The organism is Pectobacterium sp. CFBP8739 (assembly GCF_013449375.1).
Taxonomy (GTDB): domain Bacteria; phylum Pseudomonadota; class Gammaproteobacteria; order Enterobacterales; family Enterobacteriaceae; genus Pectobacterium.
Genome location: NZ_JACDRR010000005.1, coordinates 264,098 through 289,978 on the forward strand (window position 1 = coordinate 264,098; position 25,881 = coordinate 289,978).

The 25,881-nt window shown below is 52.6% G+C and carries 21 protein-coding genes; 11 read left to right on the top strand and 10 right to left on the bottom strand.

What is annotated here, in order from left to right:
• Window positions 1-56: 56 nt before the first annotated feature.
• The gene (locus H0247_RS01970) at window positions 57-1,274 is read right to left on the bottom strand and encodes an ROK family transcriptional regulator (protein ID WP_180741005.1); all 1,218 of its coding nucleotides are present in this window, start codon (window positions 1,272-1,274) and stop codon (window positions 57-59) included.
• Between the two features lie 181 nt (window positions 1,275-1,455).
• Window positions 1,456-2,352 (bottom strand): LysR family transcriptional regulator, encoded by an 897-nt coding sequence (locus tag H0247_RS01975; protein WP_180741006.1) that lies wholly within the window; start codon window positions 2,350-2,352, stop codon window positions 1,456-1,458.
• A 114-nt stretch (window positions 2,353-2,466) separates the two neighbouring features.
• Between H0247_RS01975 and H0247_RS01980 the strand changes: the two genes are divergently transcribed.
• Together H0247_RS01980 and tus are read left to right on the top strand one after the other, a co-directional pair.
• The gene (locus H0247_RS01980) at window positions 2,467-3,735 is read left to right on the top strand and encodes an MFS transporter (RefSeq protein ID WP_180741007.1); all 1,269 of its coding nucleotides are present in this window, start codon (window positions 2,467-2,469) and stop codon (window positions 3,733-3,735) included.
• 171 nt (window positions 3,736-3,906) lie between these two features.
• Complete coding sequence (gene tus / locus H0247_RS01985; RefSeq protein ID WP_180741432.1) at window positions 3,907-4,842, top strand: DNA replication terminus site-binding protein; 936 nt, start codon at window positions 3,907-3,909, stop codon at window positions 4,840-4,842.
• A gap of 58 nt (window positions 4,843-4,900) precedes the next feature.
• Here tus and fumC read toward each other — a convergent pair whose 3' ends face one another.
• Window positions 4,901-6,298 carry a class II fumarate hydratase gene (gene fumC, locus H0247_RS01990; RefSeq protein ID WP_180741008.1) on the bottom strand — a complete coding sequence of 466 codons (1,398 nt, stop codon included), beginning with the start codon at window positions 6,296-6,298 and terminating at the stop codon, window positions 4,901-4,903.
• Window positions 6,299-6,538: 240 nt separating this feature from the next.
• On the opposite strand from fumC, the gene manA reads away from it, so the two are divergent.
• From manA to add, 3 genes are all read left to right on the top strand, one after another.
• Window positions 6,539-7,711 carry a mannose-6-phosphate isomerase gene (gene manA / locus H0247_RS01995; RefSeq protein ID WP_180741009.1) on the top strand — a complete coding sequence of 391 codons (1,173 nt, stop codon included), beginning with the start codon at window positions 6,539-6,541 and terminating at the stop codon, window positions 7,709-7,711.
• A 139-nt stretch (window positions 7,712-7,850) separates the two neighbouring features.
• On the top strand, window positions 7,851-9,401 hold the full coding sequence (locus H0247_RS02000; protein ID WP_180741010.1) for a YdgA family protein: 1,551 nt from the start codon (window positions 7,851-7,853) through the stop codon (window positions 9,399-9,401).
• A gap of 328 nt (window positions 9,402-9,729) precedes the next feature.
• A complete protein-coding gene (add, locus tag H0247_RS02005) occupies window positions 9,730-10,743 on the top strand; it encodes an adenosine deaminase (RefSeq protein ID WP_180741011.1) in 1,014 nt (337 codons plus the stop codon).
• Between the two features lie 96 nt (window positions 10,744-10,839).
• Here add and H0247_RS02010 read toward each other — a convergent pair whose 3' ends face one another.
• The 7 genes from H0247_RS02010 to H0247_RS02040 all read right to left on the bottom strand — a co-directional run bounded on the left by H0247_RS02010 (window position 10,840) and on the right by H0247_RS02040 (window position 18,468).
• Entirely contained in the window at window positions 10,840-11,298 is a 459-nt protein-coding gene (locus H0247_RS02010) for an SgcJ/EcaC family oxidoreductase (protein ID WP_180741012.1), read from the bottom strand.
• A gap of 253 nt (window positions 11,299-11,551) precedes the next feature.
• Window positions 11,552-12,544: a bile acid:sodium symporter family protein gene (locus H0247_RS02015; protein ID WP_180741013.1), complete on the bottom strand. Its 993-nt coding sequence runs from the start codon at window positions 12,542-12,544 to the stop codon at window positions 11,552-11,554.
• Window positions 12,545-12,696: 152 nt separating this feature from the next.
• Window positions 12,697-13,743: an oxidoreductase gene (locus tag H0247_RS02020; protein ID WP_180741014.1), complete on the bottom strand. Its 1,047-nt coding sequence runs from the start codon at window positions 13,741-13,743 to the stop codon at window positions 12,697-12,699.
• A gap of 104 nt (window positions 13,744-13,847) precedes the next feature.
• Complete coding sequence (araC, locus tag H0247_RS02025; RefSeq protein WP_180741015.1) at window positions 13,848-14,780, bottom strand: arabinose operon transcriptional regulator AraC; 933 nt, start codon at window positions 14,778-14,780, stop codon at window positions 13,848-13,850.
• Window positions 14,781-14,844: 64 nt separating this feature from the next.
• Entirely contained in the window at window positions 14,845-15,831 is a 987-nt protein-coding gene (gene araH, locus H0247_RS02030) for an L-arabinose ABC transporter permease AraH (protein WP_180741016.1), read from the bottom strand.
• Window positions 15,832-15,849: 18 nt separating this feature from the next.
• The gene (araG, locus tag H0247_RS02035) at window positions 15,850-17,373 is read right to left on the bottom strand and encodes an L-arabinose ABC transporter ATP-binding protein AraG (protein ID WP_180741017.1); all 1,524 of its coding nucleotides are present in this window, start codon (window positions 17,371-17,373) and stop codon (window positions 15,850-15,852) included.
• A gap of 111 nt (window positions 17,374-17,484) precedes the next feature.
• On the bottom strand, window positions 17,485-18,468 hold the full coding sequence (locus H0247_RS02040; protein WP_180741018.1) for an arabinose ABC transporter substrate-binding protein: 984 nt from the start codon (window positions 18,466-18,468) through the stop codon (window positions 17,485-17,487).
• 371 nt (window positions 18,469-18,839) lie between these two features.
• Between H0247_RS02040 and H0247_RS02045 the strand changes: the two genes are divergently transcribed.
• From H0247_RS02045 to rsxC, 6 genes are all read left to right on the top strand, one after another.
• Window positions 18,840-20,525: a ribulokinase gene (locus tag H0247_RS02045; RefSeq protein ID WP_180741019.1), complete on the top strand. Its 1,686-nt coding sequence runs from the start codon at window positions 18,840-18,842 to the stop codon at window positions 20,523-20,525.
• 36 nt (window positions 20,526-20,561) lie between these two features.
• Window positions 20,562-22,067: an L-arabinose isomerase gene (gene araA, locus H0247_RS02050; protein WP_180741020.1), complete on the top strand. Its 1,506-nt coding sequence runs from the start codon at window positions 20,562-20,564 to the stop codon at window positions 22,065-22,067.
• A gap of 253 nt (window positions 22,068-22,320) precedes the next feature.
• Complete coding sequence (gene ydgT, locus H0247_RS02055; RefSeq protein WP_180741021.1) at window positions 22,321-22,536, top strand: transcription modulator YdgT; 216 nt, start codon at window positions 22,321-22,323, stop codon at window positions 22,534-22,536.
• A gap of 227 nt (window positions 22,537-22,763) precedes the next feature.
• Window positions 22,764-23,345, top strand: a complete 582-nt coding sequence (gene rsxA / locus H0247_RS02060; protein WP_010296121.1) for an electron transport complex subunit RsxA — start codon at window positions 22,764-22,766, stop codon at window positions 23,343-23,345.
• The gene (rsxB, locus tag H0247_RS02065; RefSeq protein WP_180741022.1) at window positions 23,345-23,923 is read left to right on the top strand and encodes an electron transport complex subunit RsxB; all 579 of its coding nucleotides are present in this window, start codon (window positions 23,345-23,347) and stop codon (window positions 23,921-23,923) included. The genes rsxA and rsxB overlap by 1 nt, the downstream gene beginning before the upstream one ends.
• Window positions 23,916-25,881 (top strand): electron transport complex subunit RsxC (gene rsxC, locus H0247_RS02070; protein ID WP_180741023.1); only part of this gene is annotated, 1,966 nt, incomplete at its 3' end. The genes rsxB and rsxC, both read left to right, overlap by 8 nt.

Consider the following 25,881-nt stretch of genomic DNA (forward strand, 5'->3'; position numbering starts at 1 on the left):
GCCTCATTCAGGCGATTTGCGTTAGCGCAATGTTTTGTTGGTCTACGCCTTTATGGTTACCCCTGCAGCAATTTAACCAGCAGCGATCCGTTATAGAGTGCGTCTTTTACCAGTGCTGCACCAGGCATCGTCCCCTGATTGTAGAACTGAGTTGCTTCCACTTGGATGTTGTGGCTATAGGGTGGGAATGACTGTTGTTGAATGCAACCTAAAATGGCGGGGTGCAAAATGCTGGCTGCTTTATTCAGGGGGGAACCCACCAGAATTTTATCGGGATTGAAAAGATTCACCATGATGGCAACAATTCGGCCGACGTTGTTACCCACATCGTTAATGATATCTTTGGCTAACTGATCGCCCTTGAGCGCCGCATTACACAAGCTCTCGACGCTAAGTGGTGAACCATGTAAAAGTGAACTCATGGACGTACCCATGCGCTGCTGCGCTAACTCCAGCATATTTTCCGTGCTGGCGACTGTTTCCAGACAGCCGTGATTGCCGCAATAGCAACGTTTACCATAGGGATCGACCTGCGTGTGCCCGATTTCAACCAGATTCCGGCTTCTCGCGTGCAGGATGCGCCCGCCAGTAATCACGCCCGCGCCGACGTTATGGTCGATTACCACCTGAATGACATTTTGACAATCGCGCGCCGCGCCGTATAACGCTTCTGCCATCGTCCAGGCACAAATATCATGCTGCAAATACACGGGTAGCCCCGTACGTTGTTCCAGCGCAGGACCAATCGGCATTTCCTCAACGTCATAGAACGGCATTCGGTGAATGATGCCCTTGTTGGCGTCAATCATGCCCAGTGCGGTAATCGCGATTGCGGTTAATCGCTCAAGCCGTTTCTGGTGACGAATAAAAAACTGGTCGATTTCATTCAGAATACGATCGAGCAACGGTTGCGGCGCGTCTGCGGGAAGCGGGATATCTTCTTCTACAACCAGCTTGCTGCTGAGATCGCGCAACGCCAATGAAATACTATTGTGGCTGATGCGGGCGGAAAGATAGTGCCAAGCTTCGGTATCCAAAATCAGACCGATAGCAGGACGCCCCCTGCTACCCACATCCTGGTATTCGGTTTCCTGCACCAGATGAGCTTCCAGCAGTTCGCGGACGATTTTGGTAATACTGGCGGGCGCGAGTTGAGCGCGTTTGGACAGTTCGATACGTGATATCGGGCCGTACTTATCGATCAGCCGATACACCGCGCCGGCATTCATTTGTTTGATTTGATCGATGTGTCCTGGTTGACCGTCGGTTATCACAAACCTGGCTCCTACTGATTCGCATTATTGCTGGCACTACTGTTGAAAAATTTATCTTTATTATTACGGCGTGACTATTTTTCACGCTGCAAAATAAAAAAACTACGGGTATGGTGGAGCTTTTCACTAAACTCGTCAAATATTTGATTCGTTATGTGATTTAGCGCGCATATTTTAACGATTATCCGCCTAACATCAGCGACATTAGCATTTTCGCCGCCGCGCTTTGCGGATGATGCCGAGCAGTAACCAGCCAGACTTCCGTTGTGGCGTCCTCTTCTTCCAGCAGCAAATATTTCACGCCATCGACCCGAATACGCAAAAACGATGCAGGCAAAATGGATACGCCTAACCCCGCCGACACCAGCCCGACGATCGTCATCGCCTCGCCCACCTCTTGCGTAATGTAGGGGCTGATGCCATAGCGTTTCAGCAGCGTCAGCGTGTCGTCATACAATGCGGTTCCCACTGCGCGGGAGAAGAAAACGAACGGTTCATTCGCCAGTTGTGTGATGTTGATTGTTCGCCCAGCGGCCTGCTGCGCTAACGGATGAGATTCCTGCACGACGGCAATCAACGGTTCACGTAATAACAACCGATGATCCAGCGCGTCCGGCAGCGGGTTATTACGCATAATGCCGATATCGAGTTTACCGTTCAGCAGCGGTTCAATTTGCTGCTTAGTGTTGAGCTCCATCATCTGAATATGCACTTCTGGGTACGTTTGACGAAAACGCAGCAGGCTACTGGAGATCTTTTTGATAAACGGTGCAGACGACGTAAAACCGATCGTTAATTCCCCAATTTCGCCGCGTTGAATGCGGGACGCTCGCTCAGCCGCCTGATCAACCTGGCTAATAATCGACCAAGCTTCTTTCAGAAACATCTCGCCCGCTGGGGTAAGCTGGACATTACGGTTATTGCGCGCCAGCAGTTTTGCTCCCACCTGCTCCTCCAGAATCTGAATCTGCTGGCTCAGCGGCGGCTGTGAAATGCGTAATCTTTCTGCGGCTCGGCCAAAATGCAGCTCTTCAGCGACTGCAATAAAATAGCGAAGGTGACGGAGTTCGATATTCATATGTTAAACATATCAATCATGATTATTAATATATTATACAAAATAATATCACCCTTCTATGATCGTAACACTGTTGTTTTACGCCTGATTTACCTTTTCTGGTAAGGAATTATTGTGAGTAACCTGCCATCTTCTGCACCGAACGACTGGCCCCTTTCTGCGGCCGACGATGCGGATGATATTGCCCTGAGATCTTCGGGTAAAACCCCCTATATTGCCCGTGGTACACCACAATTTATGCGCGTCACTTTGGCGCTATTTTCTGCCGGGTTAGCAACGTTTGCCCTGCTGTATTGCGTTCAGCCGCTGCTGCCGGTGCTGTCTCAGGATTTCGGTATTTCTCCGGCAACCAGCAGCCTGTCGCTTTCCGTCTCAACGGTGATGCTGGCGTTTGGGTTGCTGTTTACCGGACCACTCTCCGACACCATCGGTCGTAAGAATGTCATGGTCGTGTCCTTGATGCTGGCCGCGATCTGTACTGTGATTTGCGCATTTATGACCAGTTGGAACGGCGTATTGGCCATGCGAGCCATGATGGGTCTGTCGCTAAGCGGTGTCGCTGCCGTCGCCATGAGCTACCTGAGTGAAGAAATTCACCCCAGCGTGCTGGCGTTCTCGATGGGGTTATATATCAGCGGTAACTCCATTGGCGGCATGAGCGGACGTCTGATCAGCGGGGTCTTAACGGACTATTTCCCGTGGCGAGTCGCCATCGGCACGATCGGCGTACTGGCGCTCATTGCGGCGATAACCTTCTGGCGTATCCTGCCCGACTCACGCCATTTCCGACCCGGCTCGCTGCGCCCAAAAACGCTGCTGTTGAATAGCAAACTGCACTGGCGCGATGCGGGCTTGCCGCTGCTGTTCCTTGAGGGATTTTTGCTGATGGGGGCGTTCGTTACCCTGTTTAATTACATTGGATATCGGCTGTTAGCCCCACCGTATTTACTCAGTCAGGCGGTGGTTGGTTTACTTTCCGTAGTTTATCTCACCGGAAGTTACAGCTCGCCAAAAGCAGGAGCATTAACGGCTCGCTACGGACGCGGCCCCGTACTCAGCATTGCTATCCTCCTGATGCTGACAGGTCTGGGAATAACGGCACTGACGCCGGTATTTGTTATCTTTGGGGGGATGATGCTCTTTACCGCTGGCTTCTTCGCTGCACATTCGGTAGCCAGCAGTTGGATTGGCCAACGGGCACGGCGCGCGAAAGGTCAGGCGTCATCCATGTATCTCTTTTCTTACTATCTTGGATCGAGCCTAGCAGGCACGCTGGGCGGATTCTTCTGGCATTCATTCGGCTGGATGGGGATCACCGTGTTTCTGAGCGCACTCTTACTGCTCGCGCTGGGAGTGAGTCTGATACTTAAAAAACGTCTTTAAACCCCTTTCTTACCGGAGTTTACCTGCATTCAGGTAAACTCCGGGCTGCTCCTACCCACTTCACTTGTCTTTCCCCCACCAGCCCTGTTAAAACCGATGATATTCACGATTGCTGAAGTGCGTGTTTATGAGTATAAACATAAGTATGTTGTAACTAAAAAGATGTAAATGATGAACCGCTACACGCTAATCGATCGTATGAACTGCTGTTTCCAAAAATTAGAGAAGAAACTGGCTCTAATGCAACTACAGTTTGCCGAGTATCGGCTACTGGCTGGTCGGGTCTATTCCCTTCCTCCGGTGGAGAAAGGCGCGGAGCATGACCCTATCGAGCATATCGCCGTAACACAGTACGTCGGGCAGGAAGCGCGCGATAAAGGGCTGGCACATTTCCAGCGTCTGTTTATTCACCACTATCCAGAAACACTCAGCAGTAAAAGTGCGATTCGCTTACCAGGCGCACTCTGTTTTGGCGTAAACGCCGCACAATATCAGCGGGCACAATCGCTTATCGCGGAAATTAATACATTAAAAAAAGAACTGGAGCAGATTATCACCGTCGAATCTGGGTTGGAGCCGGAACAGCGCTTTGAGTTCGTCCACACGCATTTGAAAGGGTTGATCACGCTTAGCGCTTACCGGTCGTTAACGCTCATAACGAACCCAGCGTCAGTCCGCTTTGGCTGGGCGAATAAGCATGTCATCAAAAATATGACGCGCGGACAACTGCTGGAACAGCTAACCAAAAGTCGGAATGCAGCAAAACACACGGCGCCGTATACCAAAACGCAGTGGATTGAGCATATCGAAGAAGAAATTGACGCTGTCTTGTTGCTGCCGGAAAACTCGGTTTTGAAAATCAAACGTCCGGTCAAAGTGCAGCCCATCGCACGCGTGTGGTATCCAGAACAGCAGAAACAGGTGCAGCATCCCTGCCCGTCCCCTCTGCTTGTGCTTTGCCAGCAGGAGTCAGGCGGTGACGTGCCCATTATCGGCGAACTGAATCCTTATGATGCCAATAACATCAAGCACAAACACAAACCGAAAGCGGCCGAACTTCGCCTGCTGATACCGCGTTTGCACCTGTATACCGATGCTCCAGAATGAAAAAAGCCTGCTGATCAACACCAGCAGGCTGCGGGATAACGCGCTCATTACCACGCCATTACTTTTTCAGGCTACCGACCATCTCTTCCGGACGAACCCATTCATCAAACTGCGTTTCCGTCAGGTAGTTCAGTTTGAGCGCAGCGGCCTTCAAGGTCAGCCCTTCTTTGTGCGCTTTTTTGGCAATTTCTGCCGCTTTGTCATAACCAATGTGCGTATTCAGCGCCGTCACCAGCATCAGCGATTCATTCAGTAACTGATTGATACGATCGCGATTCGGTTCGATCCCCACCGCACAGTGCTCATCGAAGCTCTTCATGCCATCAGCCAGCAGGCGAATCGATTGCAGGAAGTTATGAATCACCATCGGGCGATACACGTTCAGTTCAAAATTGCCGGACGCCCCGCCGATATTCACGGCAACATCATTGCCCATCACCTGACAACACAACATTGTCAGCGCTTCACATTGGGTTGGATTGACCTTGCCAGGCATGATGGAGCTACCCGGTTCGTTTTCAGGAATACTCAATTCGCCGATACCACAGCGTGGGCCGGAGGCCAGCCAGCGCACATCGTTGGCAATCTTCATCAACGACGCGGCAAGCCCCTTCAAGGCACCGTGCCCGTGAACCAGTGCATCACAGGTCGCCAGCGCTTCGAATTTATTCGGTGAAGTTACAAACGGCTGGCCGGTGAGTTTCGCCAGTTCTGCCGCCACGCGCACTGCATATTCAGGATGTGTGTTCAACCCCGTACCGACCGCGGTACCGCCCAGCGCCAGCTCGCAAATGTGCGGAACGCTGTTTTCGATATGCTTCAGATTATGCTGCAACATCGCGGCCCAGCCAGAGATTTCCTGTCCCAGCGTCAGCGGCGTCGCGTCCTGTAAATGCGTACGGCCAATTTTGACGATGTCCTTAAACTGCTCGGCCTTCGACGCCAGCGTGGCGTGTAGCGCCTTCAATTCAGGAATCAGATGTTCGTTGATCGCGACCACGGCCGCGACATGCATCGCCGTAGGAAAGACATCATTGGAACTTTGGCTTTTGTTGACATCATCATTGGGATGAACCAACCGATTGTTACCCCGCTCCCCCCCCAGTAGTTCACTGGCGCGGTTAGCCAGCACCTCGTTCATATTCATGTTGCTTTGCGTGCCCGATCCGGTTTGCCAGATCGCTAACGGGAATTCCCCAGCATGCTGGCCTGCTAACACTTCGTCCGCCGCCTGAATAATCGCATTTCCCCGATCAGCAGGCAGAAGTGTGAGATCCATGTTGACGCGGGCCGCTGCGCGCTTGGTTTGTGCCAATGCATAAATCAGTGCACGCGGCATTTTCTCTTCAGAAATACGGAAGTGTTCCAGTGACCGCTGCGTTTGTGCGCCCCATAAACGTTCAGCAGGAACATCAATCGGCCCCATTGAGTCTTTTTCACTACGCGTCGTGCTCATTACCTTTCCTCCTTAAAAATACACAATTAACTAGTAGAAGACATCGAATCACATCGCTGAGCCTATTCTGATAACACTCACTGGCTTTATCACGCTTATTGGTCGACTAACACTGTCTGGCATCGCGCTACATAAAACATTACCATGAAGCGAAGAAGATGCAGTGTATTCATAATCACTCAAGTAATTAACAGCCAGCATCACAGAAATTAACAATTAATGTAATAGCAGGAAGCCGACATGCAAAAAATGCTCAACTGCGTCCAGCACTATGCCTGGGGCAGTAAACACGCTTTAACCGAGCTATATGGCATTGATAATCCTAACAATTTACCGATGGCGGAATTGTGGATGGGTGCCCATCCTAAAAGTAGTTCGGTGATTATTGATGAAAAAGGTAAGACCCGTAACCTCCGAGACATCATTTCCGAAGACGCAACGACGCATCTTGGCGCAACGATTGCGCAACGTTTTGGCGAACTGCCCTTTTTATTTAAGGTATTGTGCGCGGAACAGCCGCTTTCTATTCAGGTTCATCCTAGTAAAACATCCGCAGAACAAGGTTTTGCGAAAGAAAATGCAGCAGGCATCCCGTTGGATGCGGCCGAAAGAAACTACAAAGATGCCAATCACAAACCGGAACTGGTCTATGCATTAACCCCTTTTCAGGCTATGAACGGGTTCCGAGAATTGTCTGAAATTGTGCGCCTGCTGGAGCCAGTTGCAAGCGCACATCCGTCAATCGCGGCGTTTTTACAGCAGCCCGATGCGAAGAACCTCGCCATGCTGTTCACCAATCTATTGAGCATGGAAGGTGAGCAAAAGTCACGTGCGATCGGCGTACTGAAGGCCGCGTTAAACAGCCAAAATGACGAACCTTGGGCGACCATCCGCGCGATTACACAATACTATTCCGATGACAGCGGATTGTTCTCCCCGCTGCTGCTTAACGTCATTACGCTTCAGCCTGGCGAAGCCATGTTTCTGTTTGCTCAAACGCCGCATGCCTATCTGAAAGGCGTGGCACTAGAAGTCATGGCGAACTCGGATAACGTGCTGCGCGCCGGGCTCACGCCGAAATACATTGATATTCCAGAGCTACTGGATAATGTCGTGTTTGAAGCCAAGCCTGCAAACTACTTGCTGACAATGCCACGCCGACAGGGTAATGAACTCAGTTTCCCGATCCCTGTTGATGATTTTGCTTTTTCGCTGCACGAACTGAGCCAGAAGCCGCAACCACTCAGCCAAGACAGTGCCGCCATTGTGTTTTGTGTTGACGGCCACGCCGTCCTGCAAAAAAATGAGCAGCGGATCTCGCTACGTCCGGGAGAATCCTGCTTTATATCCGCCAGTGAGTCACCGATAACAGTTGAGGGACAAGGGCGTCTCGCTCGCGTATTTAACCGATAACGAGTTCCCCACGCAGCCACTCCCCCGCACATCGCGTCATACATTGCGGTGGTTGTGAATTACGTGGTGGTTAATTGCTTGATAGTTACCTGCATTTCGCGTTGAAAACGCGCATTTTTTTACTAAAGGATGAATAAAAATGAATAAGTCGTTAGTCGCCGTAGGCGTTATTGTTGCTCTGGGTGCCGTCTGGACCGGCGCATCCTGGTACACCGGCAAGCAGTTGGCTCAGCAGATTGATGGTTTTACCGATACGCTGAATACTAAACTCAAGCAAAACTACCCGAATGCGGGCTTGAAAGTTGTCTATCGCGACTATCAGGGAGGTGTATTCAGCAGCACGCTGTCCTATGTTTTACAGACAGACGGCACAGCAAAAGGCGCGCAGTTCCTGGCTCCCGGTGAAGAATTAGTCTTCAATGAAACGGTGTCTCACGGGCCGTTCCCGCTGGCACAGCTCAAGAAATTCAACCTCATCCCAACAATGGCTTCTGTCCATACCGAGTTAGCCAACACGCCGGCCATCAAAGCCTGGTTTGAGCTGACTAAAGACAAACCGTTCTTTACGGCAGAAACTCGCGTCGCCTACAACGGTGATACACAATCACTTGTTACGCTGGCACCGATTGACCACCAGTCGCCAGAACAGAAATTTTCCTTCAGCGGTGCGGAAGCCTTGGTGGATATCGGACATGACCTGCGCAGCAGCAAGCTGGACACCACCATCAGCAGCGTGAAGATGGAAAGGAAAAATGCCTGGGGCCAGACAGAGAATGTGGATGTCACCGATTTCTCCATCAAGGGGATCAATCAAAAAGGCAAGTTCGATCTTGATTTAGGCGATGGTGCACTGACGCTTAAAGCGATGACGTTTACCGTAGAAGGTGGCGAACCCGTTACGTTGAACGATTTTTCTTTAAAAAGTAGCGCAACGGAAGATGACAAAAATCTGGCGGGCAACATGGCTGTGACGCTGGGTTCGTTAGTCATCGGTGACCGCAATCTGGGCTCGGGCAACGTCAGCATGTCTATCTCACAGCTTGATGGCGCGGGTACCAAGCAATTCCTCACAGCCTATCAGGAAAAAGTGCAGAAGCTGTTGCAAGATCCGGCCGCCATGGATCCCGACACGTATCAGCACGAAGTTGTCATGTCGGTTCTGCAATACCTTCCGCAGCTGTTGAAAGGCAACCCGAACATTGCTATCTCCCCGATCAGTTGGAAAAACAGTAAAGGTGAAGGGACGTTCACACTGGCGCTGGATCTAACCGATCCCTTGCAAAGCACGGATAAAGCCGCTGAATCCGTAGTATCTGACGAAGAAAAAATCATTCGTCAGTCCGTCAAAAAACTCGATGCCAAGCTCAATGTGCCTTTGGATATGCTGACAGAATTAATGGTACAGGCAGGACCAAAACCCGCTAATGATGAAGAGCAAAAGCAGGCGACAGAAATGGCGCAGCAACAAGCGAAGATGATGGCGGATATCGGCCAAATGAACCAATTGAGCGTCACCAAAGACAACGCGATTACCAGCTCACTGCACTATTCCGAAGGTCAAATTGACTTCAACGGCAACAAAATAGCACTGGCCGATTTCATCGCCCCTTATTTCTCCGTACCAACGGAACAAGGTGAAGAGTCGCTGCCTGGCGCACAGGAAGAACCCGTCACGCCACCGGCACAGTAAGCCATACCCGGTAATATGACGAGCTAAAACACACGGTGGCCGCACTTGCAACCACCGTTTTTTCTACCCATTTCTTCAGTTTGATGTCGAGATGACACCATGTCCGCGTTGAAACCCTTCATGGAAGCCCATCAGGCTGCGATCTATTTTGTTGCCGTGATAGCGGCGGTGGCAATGGCACGTGATACGGGGCGGGAAAAGCAATAACAGTTTGTTTTTGCTCAATGATTGTTCAGAACGTTCGGATTTCAGCGGTAACAATTGGCTATTTAACACGATTTCTTTTTATACTTTGTCGTACGAAGAACAGTAATCAGACAATAACATTATGATTGATCTACACCTGCCATTGACGGATATCCACCGCCATTTGGATGGCAATATCCGTGCCCAGAGTATTCTGGAGCTTGGACACCAGTACAACGTAGCGTTACCTGCCCGCGATCTTGAAGCACTTCGCCCTCACGTTCAGGTCACCAAAAATGAACCTGACCTGGTGAGCTTTTTACAAAAACTCGACTGGGGCGTGGCTGTGCTCGGTTCACTGGATGCTTGTCGCCGCGTCGCTTATGAGAACGTTGAAGATGCCGTGAAAGCCGGGTTAGATTATGCCGAACTGCGTTTCTCTCCCTACTATATGGCGATGAACCATAAGCTTCCGGTTGCTGGCGTGGTTGAAGCGGTGATCGACGGCATTACAGCGGGCTGTCGTGATTTCGATACCGACATTCGTCTGATTGGCATCATGAGCCGGACATTCGGCACCGAGGCGTGCCAACAAGAGCTGGACGCCCTGCTGTCCCAGCGTGACCGCATCGTCGCACTCGATCTCGCTGGCGATGAGTTGGGGCACCCCGGTGCGTTATTCACGTCCCATTTCCGACAGGCCCGCGATGCTGGCTGGCACATCACGGTTCACGCAGGTGAGGCCGCCGGACCGGAAAGTATCTGGCAGGCGATTAATCATCTGGGGGCGGAGCGTATCGGACATGGCGTGACCGCCATTATCGATCCACGCCTGATGACACACATGGCAGAACAGGGAATCGGGATTGAATCCTGCCTGACATCCAACATTCAGACCAGTACGGTGGAATCTCTGGATAAGCACCCGCTCATCCACTTCCTGCGTTATGAAATCCCCGCCACTATCAATACGGATGACCCGGCAGTTCAGGGCATAGAGATCCGCCACGAATATGAGATCGCCGCACCACTTGCTGGCCTGACAGCGGTAGAAACACGCAAAGCGCAGGAAAACGGCCTGAACATTGCGTTTATCAGCGAGCAGGAAAAGCAGCAACTACGTGAAAAGGTGCTGCGGAAACGCAGCGCGACCTGATAGCACGATCGGCTATAGCCACGCAGTGCCACACGAAAAAACGGCTAACTTTTGTTAGCCGTTTGACATTAGATAGTTACAAATAAGTTACATAACTCAGTTGACCGGATTCGCCGAAGAATGGTGCGTGGTAATCAACCACTGTTTGCCATCCCAGGCGTAAGTATAGGTATAACGTGCTTTGGCTACGCTACCATCGCCGAACGTGAAGGTGTAGGTTCCGGTATCGACGGCGTCATTGCAGCCGATACGGATCGTACTGGTATCAATCTTGCCAACCGGCTTTTTCGCCAAAAAATGTTCAAAATAGTCGATACGTTCTGCGTCAGTCGTACGTGGTTTATCGGACAGCGTCGGCAGCAGCACCGCATCTGGTGCATAGTTTTTCGCGACCTTTTTCGCATCCCCCGTCTGTAGCGATGCATTCCAACGGTCAAACAGCGAGGCAATTTCTTTTTTATCGGTTTTCACACAATCCATATGTTGAACAGCCTGTACGGATGTGGAAGCTAACACCCCTAGCATTGCTAAAGTTACTACCGTTTTTTTTAACATATTGTCTCGATCTCAAATGATAATTATCATCAACTGCATCCTGCTCTATCGATAATGAATCTTGATGAGCCAACATGGTTATAACGTAACGGATCGAAAAAGTAATAAACTTTAGAAACTATCACTGTAATAGATTATTTCTTGTATTTCCGAGTAGTTACAAATGATTGTGACAAGTGATAGCGACAAATAACAACGCCCCCGTCTGTATCAGACTGGGGGCGTTTTGTCTGTGAGAAAGACGACTACTCTCTTATTGATGAGGCGTATTTTGTTCCTTCTGTAGCCGTTTAGCATAACGCTGAGCCAACGCGGCACACACCATCAGTTGGATTTGATGGAAAATCATCAACGGCAGCACCATCGCCCCGACAGCCGCGGCAGGAAATAGCACGTTTGCCATCGGGATCCCATTCGCCAGGCTCTTCTTCGACCCACAGAAGACAATGGTGATTTCATCGGCGGTGTTAAAGCCCAGCTTGCGCGCGGCTAGCGTATTCACCACCAGCACAATCGCTAACAGTACCATCGAACAACCGACGACGGCGAGTAATGACCAGCCGTTGATTTGTCCCCAGATTCCCTGCACAACCGCCTCGCTGAAAGCAACATAGACCACCAAAAGAATAGATGACCGGTCAGTAATATTAATCAGCTTACGGTGGCGATCGACCCAGCCCGCAATCAACGGACGAGACAGATGACCAATCACGAAAGGCACCATCAACTGCATGATAATGGAACCAATAGCATGTAGCGTATCGGTCTCCCCCCCCTGCGTTTGCATCAGCAAACCGACCAGAATTGGCGAAAGAAACACACCTAAAATACTGGATGCGGATGCACTACAGATCGCCGCCGCCACATTGCCGCCTGCCATTGAGGTATACGCAATCGCCGATTGCACCGTCGCAGGGAGCGCACACAGATAGAGGAAGCCAAGATACAAAGTCGGCGTCAGCACAACCGGTGACAATAAACTCATACCGACACCCAGCAGCGGAAACAGAATAAACGTGCTGGCAAATACCACCAGATGCAAACGCCAGTGTCCCATCCCTGCGGTAATCGCTTCACGCGACAGCTTCGCGCCGTGCATAAAGAACAGCAGAGCAATCGCTGCTGTTGTCAGATTTTCAAAGAAAACCTTCGCGATGCCTTGAGCAGGAAGAATCGATGCCGTCACGACAACCAGAACCAAAACCAACAAGAACTTATCAATGCGTAACCGTTGTAACCACCCCATGCCTGACACCTTTCCCCTAGCCTGTTATCGCTCTAATTTATACCCTAACAAGACGGGCGACCCGACGATCGCCCAAAAACAGCAGTCTACGGTGATCCTAAGATCGCCTGTTTAAACAAACCGTTAACTATCTGGAATAAAGCGCGGTAAATCTAGCTATTTTTCACCGTGACGGCTTTTTTCTGCTCATGAGAAAGCAGCCCCAGCTCGATCAGCTCCATCACCTGAATCGCCTGATGCACGCTGACGGGGTTTTCCCCCTTACCGAGCAGCGCATCACGCACCGCCGCATAGTAAGCTGGGTAGTTGCCCGAAATCGTGGCGACCGTTTGCTCCGCCGTTATGCCATCGCGAGACAATGTCAGCACGCCATCACGCTTATCCTGTCCCCAGTCGGCCAGCGGTGGACGTTTGCCCGCCTTCAAGCGATCTTCCTGCGGGTCGAGCCCGTACTTGACGAAACTGCCGCGCGTGCCGTGTACGGTATAGCGCGCAGAAGCCGCCGCCACCAGCATACTGGCGTGCAGAACTACCCGACGCTGCGGGTAAATCAGCGTCGCATGGAAATAATCCGTCGCCTTACTTCCCGGCCTCAGTTGCGCCATGTCCACTTGAATCGCGACCGGCAAACCAAACAGTTCTAATGCCTGATCCAGCAAGTGCGGCCCCAGATCGTACCAAATCCCGCTGCCTTCGCTGCCGTCTTCACGCCAGCGCTGACGCACTTCAGGGCGGAAGCGATCGAAATGCGATTCCATATACACCACATTCCCTAACGTTCCCGCTGACAATAGCTGCTTCAGCGTCAGAAAATCGCTGTCCCAACGGCGGTTATGGAAAACAGAAAGCATTTTTCCGACACGGTCAGCTATAGCGCCCAAGTCGTACGCTTGTGACAACGTCACCGTAAACGGTTTATCGACGACGACATGCTTGCCCGCTTCCAGCGCCTGTTTTGCCAGCGGGAAGTGCGTGTCATTGGGGGTAGGAATAACAATGAGGTCAATATCGGGATCGTTAAATAACGCCTGAGGGTCTTTCTCTACTCGCAGATTTGCCCAATCTGCATGCACTTTTTCAGCACTGCTGCTGGACACGGCCACCAGCTCCATACCCGTCGTACCTGCAATCAATGGCGCGTGGAATGTCTTACTGGCATAGCCGTAGCCCAGCAGTCCAACACGAACGGTCTCACTCATGACGATTCCCCTTAACTTATTTTGACTTTGTAATTTCTCACTCAGTATATACCCGTCATCCGCCAGATTGCAGAGAGGGATAACAGCCAGGGGAATCTGATTCGTTAGCCGCTCATGGCATTTGGCATCCGCTCTCCCCACGCCACGGGCAGCGTTTTGGCTGCCGGATAGTTGATTTCACTGCTGCGGCGGCGGAAATCGCTGGGGCTGACGCCGACCCGCTTACGGAACACTCGTGAGAAATACAGCTGATCGTCATACCCCACCACGCGACCGATATTGGCGATGGATTCCTGCGTGGTCTGCAATAACAGCTTGGCGCGGATGACGCGCTGGTCTTCACGCCAGCGCAAAATATTAATGCCCACCTGTTCACGGAACAGATGCGCCAGCCGCGACGGCGACAGGCAAACGTGGCGCGCGACTTCGTCAATACGCAGTTCACCAGCCAGATTGCTGGTAATAAACTGGCAGGCTTCTATTACGCGCGGATCCATGATCTTCTGCGGACTCTGCGGATCTTCTTCCATCGCGCGGAGCAACAGACGCTCCAGCAGATTCATGCCCAACTCTTCTGAAAAACGCCGCCCAGACCGTTGCGTCTGCTCAATGTTGGCAAATAGCCTGTCGAACTCCAGTAGTAGTTGATTATTCGGCAGACTCATGCGGCCAATGCCGCTGCTTTGGGTATGCCATTCCAGCCAGTCGGCCCAGTAGGCGCGCGGGCGAAAATAGACCCAACGGTGATACCAGCAGTCGCTGCTCGGTGAGCGACCATAAAAATGCTTCGATTTCGGTGGGAACAAGAGCAAATCGCCGGGATTACAAAAAAAAGTCTCATCGCCATCAAAGACCTGTCCTTGTCCTTTCATGGTGAGATTAATGATGTAGCCCTTCATACCATCAGGGCGATCGATAAAGAAGTCGAGCGGCCCATCTGCCAGAATCGGCGTCAGGCCTGCCACGAGGTAAGCGTTGAACGAATATCCCGGCAGCAGCGGATTAGGCTGAGAGTCATGCGCCATACGGTGATACATCGAGCCTCCGGTACACGCTAATAAGAAAGAAAGCGGCAGGCTTACTCTCCTGCCGCACAAGCATTTACACCGTTTTCTTCGCCAATTGTTTGTAGCGGTCAAAGATAACCGCCGCCAGCAGAATCAGACCGCGCACCACATACTGGGCAAACGGAGAGATATTCAGCAGGTTCATTGCGTTCTCCACCGTCCCCAAAATCAGCACGCCGGCCACCACGTAAGAAATTTTACCGATCCCGCCTTTCAGCGACACACCGCCCAGCACACAGGCAGAAATCACGATCAGCTCATACCCAATGGAGGTCATCGGCTGGCCGCTGGTCATACGCGAAGCCAGAATGATCCCCGCGGCGGCGGAAACTAAACCGGACAAAGCGAAAATGATAATCTTGGTACGCACCACCGGCACCCCGGCCAGACGCGCCGCTTCTTCATTGCCCCCAATCGCCAAAGTATTACGGCCAAAGGTGGTCTTGTTTAGCAGCAGGCCAAACACAATCATGCAACCAATGGTGATCCAGATTGGCGCAGGCAAGCCCAACCAGTTGGCATAGCCCAGCGCGAAGAAACGCTCATCTTCAATCCCTACCGCTTTACCGTCGGAAATGATGTACGCCAGGCCGCGCGCAATCTGCATGGTCGCCAGCGTGGTGATCAACGCGTTAATCTTCAAACGGGCAATAACAAAACCGTTGAGCAAACCGAACGCCACGCCCAGCAACAGCCCAGCACTGACACCGATCCACAGACTTTCACTGATATTGATCACTACCGCCGTGGCTACCCCTGCACAGGCGATGATGGAGGCCACCGACAGGTCGAAATCACCAGAAGCCAGACAGAACAGCATCCCGCAGGCCACCATACCGGACATCGAGATCGCTAACCCCAGCCCTTTCATATTGATAAACGTCGCGAAATTCGGGACAAAAATCGCACAGCCAAGAAACAGCACGGCAAACACCACCAGCATGCCGTAGTTATCCCAAATGCGGGACAATCCCATACCGCTTTTCTTCTTTTCTGAGGTTGCAGACGTAACCGTTGACATTATTTTGCTCCTTCGCGGTCAAGCAACCGCAGATTCGATATCGGGGGTTCGTAACATCGCCAGACTGAGCACCTGCTGCTCTGTGGCATCGGCGTGCAGCAATTCGCCGGAGACGGCACCTTCGCGCATGACGATAATCCGGTCGGCCAGCCCAAGCACTTCTGGTAAATCGCTGGAGGCAAACAGCACCGCGATCCCCTGATTCGCCAGTTCATAGATGACATGATAAATTTCGTGCTTCGCGCCGACGTCGATGCCGCGCGTAGGTTCATCGAGCAAAATGACCTTCATCTCTTCGGACAGCCAGCGGCCAAGAATGGCTTTCTGCTGGTTTCCCCCGGAAAGATTCATAATCAGTTGTTCATCGGACGGCGTTTTGATGTTCAACGCCGCAATGCGCTTCGAGGCGTTATCCGCTTCCCACTGATTATTAATAATAAAACCGGCTTTCAGGCTCTTACGCCTTGCGCTGATATTGATGTTGTCGCGCACCGAGTGCACCGGAATGATGCCGTCCGCTTTGCGATCTTCTGGGCAAAGCATCACGCCCTGACGAATCGCATCGATGGGAGAATTCACCACCAGCGGTTTGCCATCCAGCAACACCTGACCGCTGGTGATTTTGGTCGCGCCAAACAGCCCTTTCATCAGTTCGCTGCGGCCCGCACCTACCAGACCAAATAGCCCGACAATTTCCCCCTGCTTCACGTTCAGGGAAACCGTGGATTTCACGCCAGGTGCTTTGACGTCTTTCAGCGTCAAACGCGCTTCGCCGTGCGGACGCGGCGCATAACCATAGATATCCCCCAAGTTACGTCCTACCATCGCCTGTACCAGTGACTCATGGTTCACCTGCTGCATATCGTCAAACGTACGCACATAGCGGCCATCTTTAAACACGGTAATGGCATCGCTCAGTGCAAAAATTTCTTCCATCCGGTGCGAAACATACAAAATGACCCGGCCTTCGCTGCGTAATTCTTTAATCACACGGAAAAGCTGCTCGATCTCACGAGCAGACAGCGAACTAGTCGGTTCATCAAAAGCAATAATTTTGGCGTTTCGGGCTAGCGCCTTGGCGATTTCCACCATCTGCCATTGCCCGATAGACAGGTATTTCAGCGGGGTATCAGGATCGATATCCAATCCCAGATGCTGTAGCTGGAGCTTGGCTTCATAGCGCAGCAGCGAGTAGTTCACCATGCCGTATTTATGCGGCAGTTGTCCCAGATAGATATTCTCGGCAACTGTCATTTCCGGCACCAAGTGCAGTTCCTGATAAATGATGGCAACACCCGCATTCAGGGAGTCCATCGTGTGAGTAAACTGCACCGGTTTACCCTGAATATGGATTTCACCCGCTGACGGAGAATAGTTGCCGCTCAGGATCTTTAACAGCGTCGATTTGCCCGCTCCGTTTTCCCCCATCAATGCATGGATCTGGCCGGCATGGCAGGCAAAACTGATATCCGAAAGCGCCTTAACACCGGGGAATTCTTTGCCAATTCCATGAAACGACAAATAGGGTGACTGTGCTGTCATGTCTGTTTCCTCATAACGATGCAGGTAGCGCGCGGATAACGTCGATCAAGATAACGTCGACTAGCGTCATGCCGATCGGCGTTATCCGCGTCTTGACGAAATCAGGCGTGATTACATCAGGCCCTTTTTCTCCAGTTCGACCTTAAAGTTGTCACGCGTGATCAGCACCACATCGGTCACTTCGGTGAATTTCTCCGGCTCTACGCCTTTGGTGACCCAGTCATTCAGCATCTGGATACTCTTGTAACCGTGAATATCCGGGCTTGGCAGCAGTGAACCAAAGAAGCCTGTCGCCTGACCTTTGGACAGCTCGCTGACCGCATCCACGCCGTTGATACCGATACCAATCACGTTTTCGGCTTTAAAGCCCTGACCTTCCGTCGCCCGCACGCCGCCCAGCACAGTATTGTCGTTCATGCCAATAATCAGCCAGTTTTTCACACCGGGGTGCTGAACCAACATAGAGTTAGCGGCATCAAACGCGCCGGGGATATCGTTAGATTTGGTCGGCACCTGATAGATCTGTTTTTCTGGGAAGCCAGCGGCCTTCAGCGCATCCATAGAACCCGAGGTACGGCGACGCGCGGTGTCCAACTCGTTCGCGGTAATCGCCATCACGGCCGTTTCGTCCACTTTCCAGCCGCGTTTGTTCATTTCTTTATACAGTTCCTGCCCCTGGCGCTCACCAATCTTGGTGGCAGCCATCATCACCAGCGGTACCGTGTCCATCGGCTGGCCTTTGGCATTCACGAATTGATCATCAACCGCAATCACTTTCAGATCGTAGCTGCGCGCTTTCGCCATAATGGCAGGCCCTAATTTCGGATCGGGCGTACAGATAACGAAACCTTTTGCTCCGCTAGCCGCTAGGCTGTCAATCGCGTTCAGGGTCTTTTCCCCATCGGGAACCGCAATTTTTATCACGTCAAAACCGAGATCTTTTCCTGCTTTATCAGCGAATTTCCATTCGGTCTGGAACCAAGGTTCTTCCGGTTGTTTAACCAGAAATCCCAGCTTTACGTTCTCTGCCATAGCTGATTGTGACATAACCGCAGCCAACCCGATTGCTGCCAGCGCCTTAGTGAATTTATGCATGATGTTCTCCGGTGTAATTATCTTTTCATTCGCCAGCAACGCCGATACTCGTTCACGTTGTGGGTAAGGGTTTTCCGGTCTGGATAAAGGAAAAACACAGACTTAGCGCAATCCTTTACTCAGTAGCATTCAGACGTTTTATGTTTTAGTCGTTATCTTCGGTCCGAATATAGAGCTTTATCACATCCCAGAACAATGACAGGTTTGTGCATACATTTAGCAATTTTAACCAATTATTAACCTTTGACGGGCTTCACAAAATGGCTGATGGCGACAGAAAAATACATACTTCCAGCTAACCACTCCTCACCGCCTCTCTTTATCCCTGCCATCGTAAACACCAACGTTCTGGGATTAATGAGGAGCAAAACATGAGCGCGGGCGCTATTACAATTGGCCTCGACTTCGGTAGTGATTCGGTACGCGCCTTAGCCGTTGACTGCCAAAGCGGGCAAGAGCTGGAAACAGAAGTGGTCTACTACCCCCGCTGGCGCGAGGGGAAATATTGTCAGCCTGCCAACAACCAGTTCCGACACCATCCACTGGACTATATTGAATCGCTGGAACAGGCAATTAAGGTGGTGGTTTCCCGCCTGACGAACGAACAGCGCCAACACATCATCGGCATCGGCGTGGATTCGACCGGATCTACCCCCGCACCGATTGATGAACACGGTCAGATCCTCGCCCTACGCCCCGAATTTGCCGACAACCCCAATGCCATGTTTGTGCTGTGGAAAGACCACACGGCAATAGAAGAAGCCGAAGCGATTAATACACTGTGCAGAAGCGGCCAGTTTCCGGATTACACCCGTTATATCGGTGGCGTTTACTCGTCCGAATGGTTCTGGGCCAAAATCCTGCATGTCTCGCGTGAAGATGCGGCGGTGCGGCAGGCGGCCGTCTCCTGGATAGAACTGTGCGACTGGGTGCCCGCCCTGCTTTCCGGTACGCAGGCACCTGCCACTATCCGCCGTGGTCGATGCAGCGCCGGGCATAAATCACTTTGGCACCCAAGCTGGGGCGGACTGCCGCCGAAAGACTTTCTGCATGCGCTCGATCCCTGCCTGACAGAGACATTGCAGTACCCGCTGTTTACCGATACCTGGACTGCCGAGCAGCCGGTCGGCACGATTACCGCCGAATGGGCGCAGCGGCTCGGTATTCCTGAGACAGTCATCCTGGCGGGCGGCGCGTTTGACTGCCACGTCGGCACCGTCGGCGCAGGCGCACAGCCTTATACGCTGGTCAAAGTGATTGGCACGTCCACCTGCGACATTCTGATCGCCGACGACGCACGCATTGCCGATCGCACCATTGCCGGTATTTGCGGGCAGGTCGACGGTAGCGTGGTTCCTGGCTATATCGGCCTCGAAGCCGGACAGTCCGCCTTCGGTGATATGTACGCCTGGTTTGGGCGGCTGCTGGGCTGGTCATTACAGGAAGCCGCGAAAGATCATCTTGAACTCAAAACGTCATTACAGGCGATGGAAGGCAAACTGCTGGAGCGACTCACGCACAGCTGGGCGGAGAACCCGACGCTGGATCACCTGCCTGTCGTGCTGGACTGGTTCAACGGCCGCAGAACGCCGTTCGCCAATCAGCGGCTAAAAGGCGTGATCACCGATCTCAATCTGGGCACCGATGCCCCCACGCTGTTCGGTGGCTTTATTGCCGCGACGGCCTTTGGCGCGCGCGCGATTATGGAATGCTTTGAAAATCAGGGAGTCCCCGTCGAGAACGTGCTAGCACTGGGCGGCATCGCGCGGAAATCCCCCGTCATCATGCAGGTATGCACTGATGTGATGAATCGCCCTTTGCAGATCGTTGCCTCCGATCAGTGCTGTGCGCTCGGCGCGGCGATCTTTGCCGCCGTCGCCGCTGGCGTTCACGACGATATCCCAACGGCACAGCAGCATATGGCCAGCGGCATAGAACGCACCTTAATGCCTGACAGCCAGCGCGTTGCCCGTTATCAGCAGCTTTATGAACGCTATCAGCAGTGGTGCCGCCTCGCGGAACCTGCCTATAGCACAACGTCTACGGCGAAAAACTAATTTTTATCCCTCTGGGATCACGTTACAGGAGTCATCATGGATCATTTTAAGCAGCTTGAAGTCTGGTTCGTCATCGGTAGCCAGCACCTCTACGGGCCGGAAACATTGCGTCAGGTAAAAGAGAACGCGGAAAAGGTCGTCGCTGGGTTAAATCAACAGGCTAATCTGCCGGTTAAGCTGGTGCTGAAGCCGCTGGTGAAAACACCGGATGAGATTCTGGCGCTGTGTCGTGATGCCAACTATCAAGATAACTGTATTGGCCTGCTGACCTGGCTACATACGTTCTCTCCCGCCAAAATGTGGATTGGCGGCCTGAGCGTACTCAGTAAACCCCTGCTGCAATTCCACACCCAGTTCAATGCCGAAGTGCCGTGGGACACCATGGACATGGATTTCATGAACCTGAACCAGACCGCACACGGCGGACGCGAATTTGGTTTCATCGGCGCTCGGATGCGGCAGGCGCATCAGGTAGTCGTCGGCCACTGGCAGGATAAGAACGCCCATGTCCGTATCGGGAAATGGATGCGGGTTGCTGCTGCCATTCAGGAAAGCAAACAGCTGAAGGTCGCACGATTTGGTGACAACATGCGTGAAGTCGCCGTCACCGAAGGCGATAAAGTCGGCGCGCAGATCCAGTTCGGTTATTCCGTCAGCGCCTGGGGACTGGGTGATTTAACCGCCGTGGTTGATGCGGTGTCCAAAGGCGATATCAATGCGTTGGTCGACGAATACGAAGCCAACTATCAGTTAACGGATGCGGTGAAGCTCAACGGTGCGAACCGCCAGAATCTGCTGGATGCGGCACAGATTGAACTCGGGATGAAGCGTTTTCTGGAACAAGGCGGCTATCACGCATTCACCACCGATTTTGAAAACCTGTATGGCTTGAAGCAGTTGCCGGGACTGGCGGTACAGCGTCTGATGCAACAGGGCTATGGTTTCGGTGGCGAAGGCGACTGGAAAACTGCCGCGCTACTGCGCATTATGAAAGTGATGGCAGGTGGTTTGTCAGGCGGAACGTCCTTCATGGAGGATTACACCTATAACTTCCAGAATGGTAACGATCTGGTCGTTGGCTCCCACATGCTGGAAGTCTGCCCCACCATTGCGAAAGAACAGAAACCGATTCTGGATGCCCAATATCTTGGCATTGGTGGAAAAGCCGACCCTGCCCGCTTGATTTTCTCTACGCCAGCGGGCCCATCACTCAACGCCAGCGTGATCGACATGGGCGACCGTTTCAGAATGCTGGTAAATTTGGTCGATACGATCGAACAACCTCACCCACTGCCGAAATTGCCGGTTGCCCGTGCCATCTGGAAAGCGCAACCGTCGCTGGACGTGGCGGCGGAAGCCTGGATTCTGGCCGGCGGTGCGCACCACACTGTCTTTAGCCAGGCGTTAGATCTCGAACACATGCGACTCTACGCGGAAATGCAGAATATTGAACTGCTGGTGATCGACAACGAAACCCGACTCCACGAATTCAAAGATGCCCTGCGTTGGAACGAGGTGTACTACAAACTGTGTAGTCGCTAGGCACAGATATCAGGGGCAGTTGACGTCTACGCTGCCCCGTTATCGTCACCCATCATTCACGCTACGGTTTGCCATCATGCTGCCGCCCACGGTTGCCTTAAACGTCATCCTATTTCCTGTCAATCCATTATTTTTCATTTTCATTTGTTTGTTGTTGAAAAATAAGCGTACTTTATTACATCGCCCTCTAGACAGGTTGTGCCGCTTGCATATACTTAGTCATCTCAACCACATAACTATTAGACCAATCACCATGACCGTTCATGACTATTTGCTTAAATTCAGGAAAGTCAGCTCAACAGAAAGTCTGGAAAAACTCTTCGATCACCTCAATTATTCTCTGACAGATAGTCAGGAAATCATCAACATGTATCGTGCTGCGGATCATCGGCGGGCTGAGCTGGCATCCGGCGGGCGTTTATTCGATATCGGCTGCGTGCCAAAATCCGTCTGGTATCACGTCCTGTAACCATAAAGTGTCATCAGCGATAAAAAGAATAATTATGCAATAATTTCCTTCCGGGCTATTGCTCAGAACAGGCTCTGCATGGTTGTCTGACAGCTCGGCGTTTCTCGTATTTACGAGACGTTACCCTTTCGCCCCTTGCAGGGGACATCGATAACCCTACTTTGGGTATGTTGTCGAAAACCCGACAATGCCTGATAATAGTCCGGTTTTGTTTTGTAGGCACCGTAATGACCGAATACGCATTGCTCTTTGTTAGCATCCTTCTGGTAAATAATTTCGTCTTAGTGAAGTTTCTTGGGCTGTGCCCCTTTATGGGCGTGTCCAAAAAGCTGGAGACGGCGATTGGCATGGGCATGGCGACCACATTCGTAATGACGGTCGGCTCCATGTTTTCCTGGCTAGTCAACGAATTTATTCTCGTTCCGCTCGATATTCTCTATTTGCGCACCATGGCATTTATTCTGGTGCTCGCCGTGGTGGTGCAGTTCTCCGAGATGTTCGTGCGTAAAGTCAGCCCTGAGCTGTATCGTCTGCTGGGGATTTTCCTGCCGCTGATTACCACCAACTGCGCTGTACTTGGCGTTGTTCTGCTTAATATCAATCTGTCGCACGGCTTCCTGCAATCGACGATTTATGGCTTTGGCGGTGCCGCAGGCTTCTCGCTGGTGATGGTACTCTTCGCCGCCATTCGCGAGCGCCTTGCCGTGTCGGATATTCCTGCGCCGTTCCGAGGTTCATCTATCGCGCTGATCACCGCCGGCCTCATGTCGCTGGCGTTTATGGGCTTTACCGGACTGGTGAAATTCTGATGACCGCAATCTGGATTGCCATTGCGGCATTAAGCGCTCTCGCGCTGGTATTTGGTCTGGTGCTCGGCTACGCCTCCCGCCGGTTTGAAGTCGAAAATGATCCGATCGTGGAAGAAGTGGAAGCCATGTTGCCACAAAGCCAGTGCGGCCAGTGCGGCTACCCTGGCTGTCGGCCTTACGCCGAAGCGGTCGCACTAAATGGGGAAAATATTAATAAATGCGGCCCCGGCGGCGAAGCGATGATGTTGAAGCTGGCTGAAAAGCTCAACGTTGATCCACAGCCGCTGGAAGGCGACGCCGACGTTCAAGCGCCTGCACGCCACGTTGCTTGGATCGACGAAAGCAACTGCATCGGCTGCACCAAGTGCATTCAGGCCTGCCCGGTTGATGCCATCATCGGCAGTACCAAAGCGGTACACACCGTCGTGAGCGATTTATGCACCGGCTGCGATCTCTGCGTCTCCCCTTGCCCGACGGACTGTATCGAATTACGTCCTATCGCTCCGACTCCCGCTAACTGGAAATGGGATCTCGATACGATTCCAGTACGCGTTATTCAAGTAGAACGCCATGCTTAAGCTGTTTTCCGCCTTTAGAAAAGACAGGATCTGGGATTTCGACGGAGGCATTCATCCGCCGGAAATGAAGACGCAGTCCAGCCGGACGCCGCTGCGTCACATTCCGCTGCCAGAACAGTTCATTATTCCGCTCAAGCAGCATCTTGGCCCAGAAGGTGAGATCTGCGTCAGCGTCGGCGATAAAGTTCTGCGCGGCCAGCCGCTGACGCGAGGAAAAGGCCGCACATTGCCCGTTCACGCCCCAACGTCAGGCACGGTGAATGCGATCCGCCAACACACCACGGCGCACCCTTCTGGCCTGTCTGAACTCAGTATTATTATTGTGCCGGATGGCGACGACCGCTGGTGTGAACGTCAGACCTTGATGGATTATCGCGCACAGAGCACCGATACCCTGCTTGCTCACCTGCATCAGGCTGGCATCGCGGGTCTGGGCGGCGCAGGGTTCCCTACCGCGGCCAAGTTACAAGGCGGAATGCGCGGGATTGAAACCCTGATCATCAACGGCGCAGAGTGTGAACCCTATATCACCGCCGACGATCGACTCATGCAGGAGCGCGCCGACGAAATTATTCAAGGTGTCGACATTCTGTCGTTCCTGTTGCAGCCAAAACGTATTCTGATCGGAATCGAAGATAATAAGCCAGAAGCGATTGCCGCCCTGCGGTTGGCTTTGGGTAAACGCAGCGATATACAACTGCGCGTTATTCCGACCAAATATCCATCAGGCGGAGCCAAGCAGCTCACCAAAATTCTGACCGGCAAAGAGGTTCCGTTCGGGAAACACTCCGCCGCGATTGGCGTGTTAATGCAGAACGTCGGTACAGCCTTCGCCATCAAACGTGCCGTGATCGACGGCGAACCGCTCACCGAGCGCGTGGTGACGCTAACCGGTGAAGCCTTGCGTCAGCCTGGTAACGTCTGGGCGCGGCTGGGCACACCAGTACGTCACCTGCTCAAACAGGGTGGCTTCCACGTCAATAAGCAGCCGATGGTGGTAATGGGCGGTCCGTTGATGGGCTTTACCCTGCCGTCGCTGGATGTGCCGATCGTCAAAATCAGCAACTGCCTACTCGCGCCATCGCATGCGGAAATGGAGCCGGCTGCCGAAGAGCAATCCTGCATTCGCTGTAGCAAATGTGCCGATGCCTGTCCGGCGGGGCTGTTGCCACAGCAGCTTTACTGGTTCAGCCGTGGGCAGGAACACGAGAAAGCCCGCAATCACCATCTGTTTGACTGCATCGAATGCGGGGCCTGTGCTTACGTCTGCCCCAGTAATATTCCGCTGGTACAGTATTACCGTCAGGAAAAGGCCGAGATTCGGGCAATCGACGAAGACGCACAGCGTGCCGCGCAGGCTAAAGTGCGCTTTGATGCTAAACAGGCCCGTCTGGAGCGGGAAAAAGCCGCGCGCGAACTGCGCCATAAACAAGCAGCGGCTGGCGTATCCGCCAGCGATAAAGATGCCGTGCAGGCGGCGCTGGAACGCGTACGCCGCAAGCAAACCGCAACAACAGAGGCAGGTTCGCCAATCGAGGTCATCCCTGACGCCCAGCCGGATAACAGCGCCGCCATCGCCGCGCGGGCTGCACGGAAGGCATTAGTTCGTGAAGAGCGGGCGCGTGAAAAACAGGTACAGCAGGAAACCCCAACAGCCGATGTTCCAACCGTCGAGCTTGACCCACGCAAAGCCGCGGTAGCCGCCGCACTTGAGCGCGTTAAAGCCCGTAAGGCTGCACAGCAAGCCGCAACAAACGCAGAAGCTCCCGTTCCCTCGGTTGACCCTGACGTAGTTGTAGAACTTGCTGCGGCCGTTGAAACACAAGAGCCGGAAGATCCCCGCAAGGCTGCTGTCGCCGCCGCCCTTGCTCGCGTTAAAGCTCGTAAAGCTGCACAGCAGGCCGCAACAAACGCAGAAGCTCCCGTTCCCTCGGTTGCCCCTGACGTAGTTGTAGAAC

Excerpts from the sequence above, each read along its gene's own strand:
- H0247_RS02040 (WP_180741018.1), bottom strand. The coding sequence starts at position 18,468 with ATGCATAAATTCACTAAGGCGCTGGCAGCAATCGGGTTGGCTGCGGTT.
- ydgT (WP_180741021.1), top strand. The coding sequence starts at position 22,321 with ATGACCGTTCATGACTATTTGCTTAAATTCAGGAAAGTCAGCTCAACA.
- add (WP_180741011.1), top strand. The coding sequence starts at position 9,730 with ATGATTGATCTACACCTGCCATTGACGGATATCCACCGCCATTTGGAT.
- H0247_RS02000 (WP_180741010.1), top strand. The coding sequence starts at position 7,851 with ATGAATAAGTCGTTAGTCGCCGTAGGCGTTATTGTTGCTCTGGGTGCC.
- H0247_RS02010 (WP_180741012.1), bottom strand. The coding sequence starts at position 11,298 with ATGTTAAAAAAAACGGTAGTAACTTTAGCAATGCTAGGGGTGTTAGCT.
- manA (WP_180741009.1), top strand. The coding sequence starts at position 6,539 with ATGCAAAAAATGCTCAACTGCGTCCAGCACTATGCCTGGGGCAGTAAA.
- H0247_RS01975 (WP_180741006.1), bottom strand. The coding sequence starts at position 2,352 with ATGAATATCGAACTCCGTCACCTTCGCTATTTTATTGCAGTCGCTGAA.
- araG (WP_180741017.1), bottom strand. The coding sequence starts at position 17,373 with ATGACAGCACAGTCACCCTATTTGTCGTTTCATGGAATTGGCAAAGAA.
- rsxA (WP_010296121.1), top strand. The coding sequence starts at position 22,764 with ATGACCGAATACGCATTGCTCTTTGTTAGCATCCTTCTGGTAAATAAT.
- tus (WP_180741432.1), top strand. The coding sequence starts at position 3,907 with ATGAACCGCTACACGCTAATCGATCGTATGAACTGCTGTTTCCAAAAA.
- rsxB (WP_180741022.1), top strand. The coding sequence starts at position 23,345 with ATGACCGCAATCTGGATTGCCATTGCGGCATTAAGCGCTCTCGCGCTG.
- fumC (WP_180741008.1), bottom strand. The coding sequence starts at position 6,298 with ATGAGCACGACGCGTAGTGAAAAAGACTCAATGGGGCCGATTGATGTT.
- H0247_RS02045 (WP_180741019.1), top strand. The coding sequence starts at position 18,840 with ATGAGCGCGGGCGCTATTACAATTGGCCTCGACTTCGGTAGTGATTCG.
- araH (WP_180741016.1), bottom strand. The coding sequence starts at position 15,831 with ATGTCAACGGTTACGTCTGCAACCTCAGAAAAGAAGAAAAGCGGTATG.
- araA (WP_180741020.1), top strand. The coding sequence starts at position 20,562 with ATGGATCATTTTAAGCAGCTTGAAGTCTGGTTCGTCATCGGTAGCCAG.
- H0247_RS02015 (WP_180741013.1), bottom strand. The coding sequence starts at position 12,544 with ATGGGGTGGTTACAACGGTTACGCATTGATAAGTTCTTGTTGGTTTTG.
- araC (WP_180741015.1), bottom strand. The coding sequence starts at position 14,780 with ATGTATCACCGTATGGCGCATGACTCTCAGCCTAATCCGCTGCTGCCG.
- H0247_RS02020 (WP_180741014.1), bottom strand. The coding sequence starts at position 13,743 with ATGAGTGAGACCGTTCGTGTTGGACTGCTGGGCTACGGCTATGCCAGT.